Raw genomic sequence first — 13,142 nt, 5'->3', positions numbered from 1 at the left:
AAAAATAGCGGCCTATCATAGCTCACGCCTGACCAAATGAAAAACCATGTGGTGACTTCACCCCATTTGAATCAAACCGGCCCCAAAAATAGCGGTCTATCTGTGCATAGCTCACGCCTGACCAAATGAAAAACCGTGCTGACAATTGATCCCGCATGAAACCGTCTGTCAGCAAAAATAGCGGTCTACCTGTGCATAGCTCACGCCTGACCAAATGAAAAACCATGTGGTGACTTCACCTCATTTGAATCAAACCGGCCCCAAAAATAGCGGTCTATCTGTGCATAGCCCACGCCTGACCAAATGAAAAACCATGCTGACAATTGATCCCGCATGAAACCGTCTGTCAGCAAAAATAGCGGTCTACCTGTGCATAGCTCACGCCTGGCCAAATGAAAAACCATGTGGTGACTTCACCTCATTTGAATCAATCCGGCCCCAAAAATAGCGGTCTATCTGCGCCTAGCTCCCGTCCTATTACACGAAAACTGGCTCTATTTACTCAACGTCCAGCGGGATCTTCTGGCTGGCGGGCACCCGTTCGAGCTGCCAGTTGGCAATGCCCCAACCGATGATTTCGTCGATCCGGCTCGCCATCAGCTCGGGGGGGGGGCACTGGCCGAGGAAGTGCAGCGCCTGCCACAGGGCCGGGCGCACCTCATCGAGGGCCAGTGCCGGCGCATGGTTCTGCTTCGACAACTTGTTGCCATCGGCCAGCACCGCCAGCGGCAGATGCACCCAGTCAGGCACCGGCGCCCCCAGGGTCTGGTAGAGCGCAATCTGGCGCACCGTGGGCTCCAGCAGATCGGCGCCGCGCACTATCTCGGTGATGCCGCTGTCCATGTCGTCCACCACTACCGCCAAGTTGTAGGCATAGAGGCCATCACGGCGGCGGATAATGAAATCCTCTTCGGCCAGCGCCGCTGGCACCGCGATATGGCCCTGCAACCTGTCATCGAAGTGGTAGACAGGCTGGTGCTGGCGCAACCGGGCGGCGCAACCCTCTGCAGTCAGCCCAAGGGGGCGACAGTGGCCACTATAAAGCCCCCCCGCAGCCATGATTTCGCGGCGGGTACAGCGACACCAGTAGAGATCACCAGCCCGATAGAGCTGATCGATGATCTGGTCATAGCGGTCGTGGCGATCGCTTTGGTACATCACCTCCCCGTCCCACTCCAGGCCGTATGCCTCCAGCGTGTGGAGGATCAGACCCGCGGCCCCCGCCATCTCCCGCGGCGGATCAATATCTTCAATCCGCACCAACCAGCGCCCCTGCTGCGCTCTGGCCTGTAAAAAACTGCCAAGTGCCGCAATCAGCGAACCGAAGTGAAGCGGGCCTGAGGGTGAGGGGGCGAAGCGACCGACATAGGGGCGTATGTGGGGTAAGGGCGTGGTATTCACTGACATGGCTGTTCGGGTAAGCAATACATTGAGGCTGCATTCTGGGGGCCACCCGCCAAAAGCTCAATAAAAAAGGGAGCCTGCGAGCTCCCTTTTTTATCTGTCAGAGGGGCGGGATCAACCGGCCATCTGTTTTTCCTTGATCTCGGCCAGCGTCTTGCAGTCGACGCAAAGGTCGGCGGTAGGACGGGCTTCAAGACGACGGATACCAATTTCGATACCGCAATGCTCGCAGTAACCAAAATCATCGTCTTCAAGCAACACCAAGGTCTTTTCGATCTTCTTGATCAATTTGCGCTCACGATCCCGGGTACGCAACTCGAGAGCAAACTCTTCTTCTTGCGCGGCACGATCTACCGGATCCGGAAAGTTAGCGGCTTCATCTTTCATATGATCAACTGTGCGATCAACTTCCTGCATCAGTTGATTACGCCAGGCGCCCAAGATCTTGCGAAAATGCGTCTTTTGTTTGTCATTCATGTACTCCTCACCCGGCTGGACCTGGTAAGGCTCGACACCCGCAATCGCCAGGGGGCCCAGAGATTTTCTGCTTTCGCCTGTTGGCATGCCCTGTCTCCTAATTCAACACGCTACACGTGCCATCCATAAATTGAGGGCGACATCTATAGCAGAAGGGTAACGGGTAAGCAAACGAGCCGTACCAATAATGTTACCTAATCCTATATTTATCCACATCCCTCGGATCACAAGTGGCCAGATTCAAACGGAATAAAATTCTGAGCCACCATGCCGTAGACCCCAACATGGGGCCGATAGCATAAAATTTCAACCCCGGCTGCTATTGACTGCTCAATTAGCAGACTATAGTGCGGATCTATATGGGTTGCAGGGCGCATCCGGGTTATTCCGGAGTGCAACACCATAAATAACAGCACGGCCCTGTGGCCTGCCGCTTTCATCGCCATCAGTTCCCGCAAATGCTTGGCACCACGGGCAGTGACCGCATCAGGGAAGTAACCCATGCCAGCCCCTTCCCGCTCGTCGAGCAGGGTCACCGATTTTACCTCGATGTAACAATTGCCCTTCTCGTCATCTTCCAGCAGCAGATCGATGCGACTGTTCTCTTCGCCATACTTCACCTCGGTGCGCAACCGGCTGTAACCCGCCAGCGGGGCTAGCGCCTGCTGCTCGATCAGTTCGCGGGCGATCTGGTTGGCACGGGCGGTATTGACACAGATAAAGTGGCCCGCCGGGCTCTCGGCGATCTCCCAGCTGTTGGGCAGCTTGCGCTTGGGGTTGTCGGAGGTGGAGTACCAGACCCGGGTACCCGGCTCGGCGCAGCCGGTCATGGCGCCGGTATTGGCGCAGTGGATGGTGATCAGCTCACCGTTATCAAGTTGCACATCGGTCAGAAACCGCTTGTAGCGTGAAATAAGCTGACCGGATTGCAATGGCGGATCAAACTTCATGCACTTACCTTCTCTCTGGTGCGAAGCGGCCAGCAGGCGAGCGGCTGGTAGCGAACCCCGTCCGGGGTCGAGATGGATTGATAGAGGCAGAACTCATCGGCCTGCAGCAGAAAATTTGGGGCTGGCAGGGGTGCCGGCGCCTCACCCGCCTTACGCGACAAGGTGACGTGGGGGCGATAACCCTGCTCGCCATTGCCAAGGCGCAGCTTCTCGCCATGGCGGCGCAACGCCCGGGCCAATACGTTCAGCTCGTTGGGCCACTCTTTCGGGCCGATCCAGGCGGCCTTGGCCCGGCTGAACCAGCCGGTCTCATCCAGCCTGATGGAGAGCGGCGGGCAGTGTTGGTGTTCAACAGCAGCAATGAGACGACGGGTGGTCAACTCGTCCGCCTCCCCCAGAAAGGCCAGGGTCAGATGGAGGTTTGCTTGCGGCACCGGCTGACCGGGCCAGGACTGCTGATCGCGCCAGCCGATAAGCTCGGGGGCGAGCGCCTTGACGGGCAGAGCAAAGAAGAGTTTTGCCATATCGATGAGAGTACCTCTTTAACGCTCACTGGATGGCCTCATTCTATGACAGCTATCCGGCCGTGTCTCGCCACCTGCCCGACTGGCCAGCCTGTCACATCCACTCACGGTGGCGCGGCTGGCTGTGGCAGAATAGGCGCCGATTTCCCGCTCGTCACAGAAGGTTCCCATCGCTTTGTCCCAGCTCCCCATCGTTTCGGTCTTGCCCGAACTTTTTGCCGCCCTCGACAGCCACAGCAGCGTAATCCTGCAGGCGCCTCCCGGCGCAGGCAAATCGACCCTGCTGCCGCTGGAGCTGGTGCGCCAGAACCGGCTGCCCGGCCGCATCATCATGCTGGAGCCAAGGCGGCTGGCGGCGCGCAATATCGCCAGCTTTCTGGCTCGCCAGCTGGGGGAGAAGGTGGGCGAGCGCATTGGCTTGCGGGTCCGTGGCGAGAGCCGCACCAGTGGCCAGACCCGGCTCGAGATAGTGACCGAGGGGGTGCTGACCCGGATGCTGCAGCAAGACCCCGAGCTGACCGGTGTCTCGCTGGTGATCTTCGATGAGTTCCACGAACGCAGTCTGCACGCCGATACCGCGCTGGCCTTCGCCATCGAGAGCCAGCAAGGGCTGCGCGATGACCTCAAGCTGCTGGTGATGTCCGCTACTCTGGATGGCATGGCGCTCGAGCGCCTGTTGCTGGATGCCCCGGTAATCCGTTCCGAGGGACGCGGTTTTCCCATCGACTACCACTACCGCCCCGCCAACCGCCAGCAGTGGCTGGAGCCGCAGGTCGGCGCCGTGGTGCAGGAGGCGCTGGCCGCCCACCGCGGCAGCCTGCTGGTGTTTCTGCCGGGACAGGGGGAGATCGAGCGGTTGGCACAGTGGCTGGAAGGGCGGCTGCCGGATGATGTGACCCTCGCCCCCCTCTACGGCCGCCTCGACATGGCGGCGCAGCAAGCAGCGATTGAACCGGCGCCTGCTGGCCGCCGTAAGCTGGTGCTCACCACCAATGTGGCGGAGACCTCCCTCACCATCGAGGGGATCTCGGTGGTGATCGACAGCGGGCTGGAGCGGCGCGCCTCCTTTGATCTGAAAAGCGGCGTCACCCGACTGGAGACCCGCCAGATAGCCAAATCTTCCGCCACCCAGCGGGCAGGACGTGCCGGCCGTCTCGGCCCCGGCGTCTGCTACCGGCTCTGGAGCAGCGAAGTGCAGGAGCGGCTCGCCGAGCAGAGCCCGCCAGACATTCTCACTCAGGAGCTGACCGGCCTGCTGCAGGACGCCGCCCAGTGGGGCGCCAAGGTGGAAGATCTGCCGCTGCTGGACATGCCCCCCGCCGCCGCAGTGGCCAGCGCCCAGCGGCTGCTGGTGGCCCTTGGCGCCATGAAGCCGCTGGGTGAGCAACAACTTACTGCCGCTGGCCGTGCCATGGCCGCCTTCGGTACCCACCCTCGCCTCGCCCGCATGCTGCTGCGCGCCCGCGAGCTGGAGTCCGAGGGTCTGACAGGGATTGTCGCCGATGCCGCATATCTGGTGGCGTTGCAGGAAGAAGATATGCGAGGCTCGGAGCGCCTCTCTGTGCTGTTCCACCGCCGTCAGGGAGCCCTGCGCCAGAGTGCGGCCCGCTGGTTTGAACGGCTTGGCGCCCGCCCTGCCAATGCGCAGGGTCAGTGGCTGGGGTTGCTCTGCGCCCTCGCCTGGCCGGATCGCATCGGCAAGCTGCGCAGCGGCAGTCGCTATCAACTCGGTGGTGGGGTGAGCTGCGATCTGGTAGAAGGTCATCCATGTCAGGGACAAGCGGCCCTGATCGCCATCGAGATGGGGCAGAACGATCGCGGCAGCCGCATCTTTATCGCCGAACCGGTCGAGCTGGAGGAGCTGGTGCGCCTGCTGCCAGAGCTGGTGAGCGAACGACAGTGGTTCGACTGGGATGAACGGGAAGAGCGGGTGCGCGCCGAACGCCAGCTGGTGTTAGGCGAACTGGTGCTGAGCCAGCGGCCGCTGACCGAACTCTCTGATGAGCAGAAAGGACGCTGCCTGCTGCAAGGCATTCGCCGCAAGGGGCTGCATGTGCTGCCTTGGGACGAGAGCAGCGAAGGACTGCTGGCCCGTTTGCGCTGCGCCCGCGACTGGCTGCCCGATGAGGGGTGGCCCGCCATGGATAACGACAGCCTGCTGGCCGGTCTGGAACAGTGGCTGCTACCGGCAGTGAGTGGCATGACCCGGCTGGAGCAGCTGAAAAAGCTCAACCTCGGCGACATCTTGCGCCAATCCCTGCCCTGGCCGTTGCCCAAGCGACTGGACGAGGCGCTGCCGAGCCACTTTGCGGCACCGACCGGCAGCCGGGTGCGGATCCGCTATCAGCCGGGGCAGGCACCGGTGATCCCGGTACGCATTCAGGAGATGTTCGGGCAAGGTTCGACCCCCTGCGTGGCCGATGGCCGGGTGCCGCTGGTGGTGGAGTTGCTCTCCCCCGCTCAGCGGCCGCTGCAGATCACCGCCGATCTGGCCGCCTTCTGGGCTGGCTCCTACGAGCAGGTGAAGAAAGAGATGAAGGGGCGCTATCCCCGCCACTACTGGCCGGACAATCCGCTGGAGGCGATGCCGACCAAGGTCATCAAGAAGAAGATGGGGTTGTAGGTTCGATGAACGAAATCTCACCGACCATTTGATGGATAATCGGCCACGATCGTTCGATTACGCCGCGATGGCAACACAACGAATAATGACGAACAGGTAAAGAGGAACCATGGCAACCCAACGACGCAAGAGCCCCCCCAAGAAGGCAGCTCCCAAACGCACCATCTGGCGCAAGCTGTTCTGGCTTGGCTTCAAGCTCTCCCTGGTGGTGGCGGCCTTTATGGTGGTATTCGGCATCTATCTGGATACCAAGGTGCGCGAGCGCTTCGATGGCGAGAAGTGGCAACTGCCGGTGATGGTCTACAGCCGCCCGCTGGAGCTCTACCCCAGCCAGCGCATCTCCCAGGCCCAAATGCTGCGCGAACTCAACATGTTGAGCTACAAGCAGGTGCGTCAGCCCCATACCCCCGGCGAATACAGCATCAATGGCAACCGTATCGAGCTTATTCGCCGCCCGTTCCAGTTCTATGACGGGGCCGATGGTGCCCGTGGCCTGCGCCTCACCTTCAACGGTCCGCGTCTTGAGGGGATCCAGTCGCTGGAGAACCAGCGCCAGCTCGGTTACGCCCAGATGGACCCGGTGCTGCTCGATCGCCTCAACACCGAGGATCGGGAAGATCGCCTGCTGGTCCGCCTCGCCGAGGTGCCCGACAGCCTGCTGGTGACCCTGCTCACCACCGAGGATCGCGACTTCTACCAGCATGGCGGCGTCTCGCCGGTGGCCATCATCCGCGCCATGGCAGCGAACCTGCTGGCGGGCCGCACCGTGCAAGGGGGCAGCACCCTCACCCAGCAGCTGGCCAAAAACTTCTTCCTGACCCGCGAGCGCAGCCTGTGGCGCAAACTGCAAGAAGCCTATATGGCGGTGCTGATCGACTATCGCTACAGCAAGGACGAGATCCTCGAGTCCTACCTCAACGAGGTCTATCTGGGGCAGAACTTCTCGCAAGGGGTCTACGGCTTCGGCCTCGCCTCCTACTTCTATTTCGGTATTCCGGCCAACGAGCTGGATATCGATCAGGTCGCCCTGCTGGTGGGGCTGGTGAAGGGCCCCTCCTATTACGACCCTTGGCGTTTCCCGGAGCGGGCCAAAACCCGCCGCGATCTGGTGCTGAAACTGCTGATGGATCACGGCAGCCTGCAACCGGCCGAGTATGATCTGGCCAGCCGCCAGCCCCTCGGCATCATCGCCCGTGGCCAGATGAGTTATGGCCGTACCCCGGCCTTTATGGGGCTGCTCAAGCGGGAGATCCAGAGCCGCTTCGGTGCCGATCTGCTCAAGCAGTCTGGCCTCAAGATCTTCACCAGCCTCGACCCTATCGCCCAGCATGCGGCCGAGCAGGCGGTCGAGTTCGGCCTGCGCGATATCGAGAAGCTGCGTGGCAAAAAACGCCTCGAAGCCGCCATGGTGGTCTCTGACTGGCATAAAGGGGAAGTGGTGGCACTGGTCGGAGGCCGGGATCCCCGTTATGCCGGTTTCAACCGGGCGCTGGATGCCCGCCGCCAGATTGGATCCTTGGTCAAACCGGCGGTCTATCTGACTGGCCTCTCTAACGGTCTGACCCTGGCGACCCCACTCAAGGACCAGCCGATCCGCATTCGCGGTCAGGATGGTCAGATCTGGACACCACAAAACTACGATCGCAAGTTCCGCCAAAGCGTGCCGCTGATGGATGCGCTGGCCAGCTCCCTCAACGTGCCGACCGTCAATCTGGGTCTGCAGGTCGGGTTGGAGAAGGTGGTGGATACCCTGCACAAACTGGGTGTCCAGCAGGAGATCCAGCCCTATCCATCGCTGGTGCTGGGGGCGGTAGCCCTCTCCCCGATGGAGGTGAACCAGATGTATCTGCCCATCGCCAATCAGGGGCTGACCCAGCCGCTGTCGGCCATTCGCGCCGTGGTCAATGGGGATGGTGCCCTGCTCTATAAGCATGATCAGACCGCCAAGCGGGTCACTGACCAGCAGGCAAGCTGGTTGACCCTGTTCGCCATGACCAAGACGGTGAGTCAGGGCACGGCCCGCGCGCTGAGTGCCAAGTTCCCCGGTGCCACCATGGCCGCCAAGACCGGCACTACCAACGAGCTGCGCGACTCCTGGTTTGCCGGGTTGGACAACAACGAGCTGGTCAGCATCTGGGTCGGTCGCGATGACAACACTCCAGCAGGCTTGACCGGTGCCAGCGGCGCATTGCAACTCTTTAGCGGCTACATGAGCCAGCGCGGCGTCAACAGTCTGGGGCTAAAGATGCCGGAAGGGGTCAGCTGGGCCAACTTCTCCCGCGCCAGCGGTACCCACGTCACCAACGGCTGTCCGGGCAGCCTGCAAGTACCGGCCAAGACCGCCACCATGGGATCACCGGCCGGTTGTGCCAGCAGCTCACCGCGCAGTGCACTGGATGACCTGCTCGGTAGTTTCTTCAACTAAATCAACAGGACGGGCAGCACAGGCTGCCCGTTCACTATGCTGCTGACAAGGAAGCACCATGACCTTTCCGCTGTTTGACGCCATCCACCATGTGGCCATTATCGCCAGCGATTACCAACGCTCGCGCCACTTCTACCACCAGGTGCTGGGGCTGCCCATCATCGCCGAGACCCTGCGCGAAGCGCGCCAGTCGTGGAAACTGGATCTGGCCCTGCCGGATGGCAGTCAGCTGGAGCTGTTCAGCTTCCCTGTCACACCCAGCCGCCCCTCTACGCCCGAAGCCTGCGGCCTGCGCCATCTCGCCTTTCGGGTCAGCGATCTAGACCGGGTCATCGCCCATCTGCTGACTCATCAGGTGGTGGTAGAGCCGGTGCGGGTGGACGAGCTGACCGGCAAGCGCTTCACCTTCTTCGCCGACCCCGACGGTCTGCCGCTGGAGCTCTACGAAGCGCCGCGCTGAGCCTGCTTAGGCCAAACCATCGGCCAAACAAAAAGCCGCCCGGCGAACCGGGCGGCTTTTTCATTGATAAAGCGTTATCAAGCGGTGGTCAGCATGGCGACGGCCAGCGCCATCACCATCATGCCAGCCCAGCCGATGGGCTTGAGTCGCTCACGGAAGATGAGCAAACCACCCAGCGCGGTACCCAGAATACCGATGGCACCCCAGGTGGCGTAGGCCACGGCAAGGTCAATCTTGCCACTGCTCACCACTTCGGAGAGCAGGGTAAATGCTCCCAATACCAGCATAATCCCCAGCACGCCCCACCCTTTGTAGCGAAACCCCCGCGAACGGTTGATCGCCATATTGGCACCGATATCCAGCAGGGCCGCGCCAAACACGATAATTAACGGGTGCATACCGCCTCCTTCGCATTAGTTGTTTCACTGCTGGTCACCGGGTCGTCATGGGTTTCTCCCATGGTCACCATAACAATACCCACTATTGCCAGCGCCAGACCGATCAGCTCCTGAACGTTCAGGTTGTAATCGAGGAACAGCACAGAGACGACGGTGATCAGTGCAATCCCCAGCCCCTCCCACAACGCAAACGCAATACCAATGGAGATTGTTTTGGCGGCTTTGGCCAGTAACAGGTAGGAGATCGAGATCAGTACCCACATCGGCAGGTAATTCATCCATCCCGCGGCGTCCTCGGGGATCATCGCCATACTGGATGTCCCCGCCACTTCGGTGATGATGGCTCCCGTCAAAAATATCCGCGCTAAAAGCATGCGACTGATTAACATATATTTTCCTTTAATTGCTGCGACGGGAGAGATGATAGCCGCAGTAGTAGCGCGGGCAGGAATCGCTGAGCGTCGAGTTATCAGACGCTGACGGTTTGCCTTGCTATCGGAGGTCAGGCTAAGGTGGTGCTAGAACACTCCGTCCTGACACATCATCATGAAGCTCTATCAGATAGAACTCTTTGTAGAATCAGCCAACAGTGGCTCCATCGCCAGTACAGCCCGGCGTCTTGGCAAGAGCCGCAGTGCCGTCAGTACTGCCATCGCGGCTCTTGAAGTGGAGCTTGGCGTCGAACTTTTTGAACGCGGCGCCAACCAGAGTCGGCTGACCGAGATCGGCGAGCTGGTGCTGGATGACTGCACCCGCCTGTTGCAGGCGGCCAACAGCCTGCAACAGAAGTGCGAGCATTACGCGTCGGGTGCCGAGGTGGCGCTGCGGATCGCCCGCGATGATGCCATCCCCGAACAGGTGTGGCGCGAGCTGCTGGCCGCCTTGCGCAGCCAGTTTCCCGGTACCAGTATCTCACTGGTACTCGCCTCCCCGCCCGAGTTGCCCGCGCTGGTGGAAGAGGGCTTCGTCGATGCCGCTTTTGGCCTCATCACCGAGGATCAGGAGCGCAGCGGCCTCAATATCGACCTGCTCAACCCGATCCGTACCCTGATGGTGGTGGCCCCCAGCCATCCGCTGGCCAGCCTGAAGCGAGTGCTGCAGCAGGATCTGACCGAGCACACCCAGGTCACCCTCTCCTATGTGGATGAATTTTCTGTAAAAAGCCTGCTGCCGGTTGGCGGCAAGCATATCGGGCTATCCAGCTTCGAGCTGATGCGCAATGCGGTGCTGGACGGGTTGGGCTGGGCGGTGCTCCCCTCACCGCTGATCCAGAGCCAGCTGCGACAGGGCTCCCTGTTGACCCTGAAACACAAGTTCAGCCTGCAGTGGCGGGACTATGGTGTCTATCTGGCGGAAAATGCCTATCACGGCAAGGTGTTGGCCTGGCTGAAGAAATCGATCCAGACATACCTGGAGCCCTTCGAATAGGGATAAAGAGGTGGAGCCAGCTCACGATATAGACGTATCTTGGTGATCCCGCGCGGGGTGATCATGCATACTGTCAATATACTCATTGAACGCTTGGAGGCGGACCCGATATGAGCAGTGCCCAAGACAAGGACGACATCTGGCTGGACGACGATATCATCGAACTCGACGATGACGAGGTCGTGGTCCCCAAGGCACTCAACCCATGGCAAGTGCTGATCGTCGATGACGAGCCAGACATTCATCACGCCACTCGCCTGGCCCTCTCCAACATTCACTACAAATCCCGCCCGCTGGAGCTACTCAATGCCTACAGCGGCACCGAAGCTGGCCGCATGCTGGAGGCCAACCCCAAAATTGCGCTGATCCTGCTGGATGTGGTGATGGAGACCGAAGATGCCGGTCTGCGGCTGGTGCACCGAATCCGCAACGAGATGCACAACTCGCTGGTGCGGATCGTGCTGCGTACCGGCCAGCCCGGCCAGGCCCCCGAGCAACGGGTGATCCTCGATTACGACATCAACGACTACAAAACCAAGACCGAACTGACGGTACAAAAGCTCTTTACCACCGTCATCGCCTCCCTGCGCTCTTACGAGACCCTCAGCGCCATCGACAAGAGCCGTCAGGGGCTCGGCAAAATTCTGGAGGGGGCGGGCGATCTCTATCACCTTCATTCGCTCAAGGAGTTTGCCTCCGGCGTACTGAAACAGATCAGCGCCATTCTCGATGTGGGCACCGAGGGGGCTATCTGCGCCGAGCGCCGTCCCGGCGAGCTGGGGCTGGAGATCCTGGCAGCCACCGGTGACTACGAGACCTTATTGGACGATGGCAAGATTGCCGACTTTCCCTCCCTCAACGACTCGGTGAGCAAGGCCTTGGCGGCGCGCTGCAACCGTTTTGAACATCCGCAGGACTCCCTCTATATCGCCGCCCAGAATGGGCGTGAGTTTGTGCTGAGTTTCACCCCGACCCAGCCTCTTGACCCACTCGAGTGCGACCTGCTGGATGTCTTCTGCCAGCGCATCTCGGCGGCCTATGACAACCTCTATCTCTACAACCAGTTGCTGCGCGCCCAGGAGGCCACCGTGGTGGCGCTGGCGGCGCTGGCAGAGTTTCGCGACTCAGACACCGGCGAGCATGTCTTGCGGGTGCAGAAGCTCTCGGATGCCATCGTGGCCGAATTGAAGCAGATGACGGCCTATCCCGAGCAGCTGACCCCGGAGTTTGTCGAGATGATCGGCATGGCCTCCATCCTGCACGATGTAGGCAAGGTGGGCACCCCGGACCATATACTGCACAAGCCCGGTCGTTTCGACCCGGAAGAGCGGACCATCATGGAGCAGCACGCCGGCATCGGCGCCAATATCCTGCACAAGGCGGGCGAAATGGTGGAGGGAACCAGTTACCTCTCGCTGGGGGCAGAGATCGCCCGTGGCCACCACGAGCACTTCGATGGCAAGGGCTACCCGCAGCAGCTGGCTGGTCAGCAGATCCCGCTGTCAGCGCGGATTGTAGCGGTAGTCGATGTATTCGATGCCCTGCTCAGCAAACGCCCCTACAAGGAGCCCTGGACGCTGGCGCAGACCATGGAGTATATCCAGTCCCGCTCCGGCACCCAGTTTGACCCTCATGTAGTGACAGCCCTGTCGCGACTGGTCAACGAATCGAGGCTCCCCTACTCGCTCTGACCCTCTTTGCTCGCAACTCCACATGCTCTGCCGGTGACTTTGCTCACCGGCAGAGCATCAAAACAGCCGTTTTGTTACATCCCGCACACATCAAAGCGCCGCAAACAGGAAACATCCCCCTTCTTTGTTAGCGATAGCCGCTGAAATATGGTCATTTAACATCACATCGCTATAATATCGGCCTGCAAACCTGATACTAACAACGAAGGAATTATCATGAGCCTGAACCTGGTACCGGCTGGCAAGAGCCTGCCCGACGATATCTATGTCATCATCGAAATCCCGCAGAATGCCGACCCGATCAAATACGAAGTCGACAAAGACAGCGGCGCAATTTTCGTCGATCGCTTCATGTCCACCCCGATGTTCTATCCGTGCAACTACGGCTACGTGAACGCGACCCTCTCTCTGGATGGTGACCCTGTCGACGTACTGGTTCCGACCCCTTATCCGCTGCTGGCTGGCTCTGTCATCCGCTGCCGCCCGGTCGGTGTACTGAAGATGACCGACGAGTCTGGCGAAGATGCCAAGATCGTTGCCGTGCCGCACTCCAAACTGACCAAGCAGTACGACCACATCAAGGATGTGAACGATCTGCCGGAACTGCTGAAAGCCCAGATCCAGCACTTCTTCGAGCGCTACAAAGAGCTGGAAGCAGGTAAATGGGTCAAGGTTGAAGGTTGGGGCGACAAGGCCGCTGCCGAAGCCGAGATCATCACCTCTGCCGAACGTTACGCTGCCAAGTAAGCGCTGATCGGGATG

12 protein-coding genes are annotated in these 13,142 nt (G+C 60.4%); 6 read left to right on the top strand and 6 right to left on the bottom strand.

Going from position 1 to position 13,142, the window contains the following annotated elements; genetic code table 11:
• Positions 1 to 498: 498 nt before the first annotated feature.
• From gluQRS to thpR, 4 genes are all read right to left on the bottom strand, one after another.
• A complete protein-coding gene (gene gluQRS, locus BN4575_RS07075; protein WP_068977677.1) occupies positions 499 to 1,407 on the bottom strand; it encodes a tRNA glutamyl-Q(34) synthetase GluQRS in 909 nt (302 codons plus the stop codon).
• Positions 1,408 to 1,518: 111 nt separating this feature from the next.
• Positions 1,519 to 1,968, bottom strand: a complete 450-nt coding sequence (gene dksA, locus BN4575_RS07070) for an RNA polymerase-binding protein DksA (RefSeq protein WP_042023554.1) — start codon at positions 1,966 to 1,968, stop codon at positions 1,519 to 1,521.
• Positions 1,969 to 2,105: 137 nt separating this feature from the next.
• On the bottom strand, positions 2,106 to 2,831 hold the full coding sequence (gene sfsA / locus BN4575_RS07065) for a DNA/RNA nuclease SfsA (RefSeq protein WP_042023551.1): 726 nt from the start codon (positions 2,829 to 2,831) through the stop codon (positions 2,106 to 2,108).
• Positions 2,828 to 3,355 (bottom strand): RNA 2',3'-cyclic phosphodiesterase, encoded by a 528-nt coding sequence (gene thpR, locus BN4575_RS07060; protein ID WP_068977676.1) that lies wholly within the window; start codon positions 3,353 to 3,355, stop codon positions 2,828 to 2,830. Before thpR ends, sfsA begins: the two co-directional genes overlap by 4 nt.
• Positions 3,356 to 3,530: 175 nt before the next feature.
• Between thpR and hrpB the strand changes: the two genes are divergently transcribed.
• The 3 genes from hrpB to BN4575_RS07045 all read left to right on the top strand — a co-directional run bounded on the left by hrpB (position 3,531) and on the right by BN4575_RS07045 (position 8,863).
• Positions 3,531 to 5,978, top strand: coding sequence for an ATP-dependent helicase HrpB (hrpB, locus tag BN4575_RS07055; protein ID WP_068977675.1), 2,448 nt, complete (start codon positions 3,531 to 3,533; stop codon positions 5,976 to 5,978).
• Positions 5,979 to 6,087: 109 nt separating this feature from the next.
• Positions 6,088 to 8,403, top strand: coding sequence for a penicillin-binding protein 1B (mrcB, locus tag BN4575_RS07050; protein ID WP_068977674.1), 2,316 nt, complete (start codon positions 6,088 to 6,090; stop codon positions 8,401 to 8,403).
• 58 nt (positions 8,404 to 8,461) lie between these two features.
• On the top strand, positions 8,462 to 8,863 hold the full coding sequence (locus tag BN4575_RS07045) for an SMU1112c/YaeR family gloxylase I-like metalloprotein (protein WP_068977673.1): 402 nt from the start codon (positions 8,462 to 8,464) through the stop codon (positions 8,861 to 8,863).
• Positions 8,864 to 8,940: 77 nt separating this feature from the next.
• On the opposite strand, the gene BN4575_RS07040 is transcribed toward BN4575_RS07045, so the two are convergent.
• The gene (locus tag BN4575_RS07040; protein WP_042023541.1) at positions 8,941 to 9,261 is read right to left on the bottom strand and encodes an SMR family transporter; all 321 of its coding nucleotides are present in this window, start codon (positions 9,259 to 9,261) and stop codon (positions 8,941 to 8,943) included.
• The gene (locus BN4575_RS07035) at positions 9,249 to 9,650 is read right to left on the bottom strand and encodes an SMR family transporter (protein ID WP_083221012.1); all 402 of its coding nucleotides are present in this window, start codon (positions 9,648 to 9,650) and stop codon (positions 9,249 to 9,251) included. Before BN4575_RS07035 ends, BN4575_RS07040 begins: the two co-directional genes overlap by 13 nt.
• A gap of 157 nt (positions 9,651 to 9,807) precedes the next feature.
• Here BN4575_RS07035 and BN4575_RS07030 point away from each other — a divergent pair, with 157 nt between their 5' ends.
• The 3 genes from BN4575_RS07030 (at position 9,808) to ppa (ending at position 13,127) form a co-directional block, all read left to right on the top strand.
• Complete coding sequence (locus BN4575_RS07030; protein WP_068977672.1) at positions 9,808 to 10,689, top strand: LysR family transcriptional regulator; 882 nt, start codon at positions 9,808 to 9,810, stop codon at positions 10,687 to 10,689.
• A 110-nt stretch (positions 10,690 to 10,799) separates the two neighbouring features.
• The gene (locus tag BN4575_RS07025; RefSeq protein ID WP_068977671.1) at positions 10,800 to 12,380 is read left to right on the top strand and encodes a DUF3369 domain-containing protein; all 1,581 of its coding nucleotides are present in this window, start codon (positions 10,800 to 10,802) and stop codon (positions 12,378 to 12,380) included.
• Between the two features lie 216 nt (positions 12,381 to 12,596).
• Complete coding sequence (gene ppa, locus BN4575_RS07020; RefSeq protein ID WP_042023537.1) at positions 12,597 to 13,127, top strand: inorganic diphosphatase; 531 nt, start codon at positions 12,597 to 12,599, stop codon at positions 13,125 to 13,127.
• The last annotated feature ends 15 nt before the right edge of the window (positions 13,128 to 13,142 follow it).

The sequence above is a fragment of the Aeromonas sp. EERV15 genome, from assembly GCF_900079845.1.
Lineage (GTDB): Bacteria > Pseudomonadota > Gammaproteobacteria > Enterobacterales > Aeromonadaceae > Aeromonas > Aeromonas sobria.
The sequence above is the reverse complement of the archived record's forward strand: the minus strand, read 5'-3'. Positions and strand labels throughout refer to the sequence as shown.

Bases quoted from the DNA above. Each gene is read 5' to 3' on its own strand.
- gluQRS (WP_068977677.1), bottom strand. From the start codon at position 1,407: ATGTCAGTGAATACCACGCCCTTACCCCACATACGCCCCTATGTCGGT.
- dksA (WP_042023554.1), bottom strand. From the start codon at position 1,968: ATGCCAACAGGCGAAAGCAGAAAATCTCTGGGCCCCCTGGCGATTGCG.
- sfsA (WP_042023551.1), bottom strand. From the start codon at position 2,831: ATGAAGTTTGATCCGCCATTGCAATCCGGTCAGCTTATTTCACGCTAC.
- thpR (WP_068977676.1), bottom strand. From the start codon at position 3,355: ATGGCAAAACTCTTCTTTGCTCTGCCCGTCAAGGCGCTCGCCCCCGAG.
- mrcB (WP_068977674.1), top strand. From the start codon at position 6,088: ATGGCAACCCAACGACGCAAGAGCCCCCCCAAGAAGGCAGCTCCCAAA.
- BN4575_RS07045 (WP_068977673.1), top strand. From the start codon at position 8,462: ATGACCTTTCCGCTGTTTGACGCCATCCACCATGTGGCCATTATCGCC.
- BN4575_RS07040 (WP_042023541.1), bottom strand. From the start codon at position 9,261: ATGCACCCGTTAATTATCGTGTTTGGCGCGGCCCTGCTGGATATCGGT.
- BN4575_RS07035 (WP_083221012.1), bottom strand. From the start codon at position 9,650: ATGTTAATCAGTCGCATGCTTTTAGCGCGGATATTTTTGACGGGAGCC.
- BN4575_RS07030 (WP_068977672.1), top strand. From the start codon at position 9,808: ATGAAGCTCTATCAGATAGAACTCTTTGTAGAATCAGCCAACAGTGGC.
- BN4575_RS07025 (WP_068977671.1), top strand. From the start codon at position 10,800: ATGAGCAGTGCCCAAGACAAGGACGACATCTGGCTGGACGACGATATC.
- ppa (WP_042023537.1), top strand. From the start codon at position 12,597: ATGAGCCTGAACCTGGTACCGGCTGGCAAGAGCCTGCCCGACGATATC.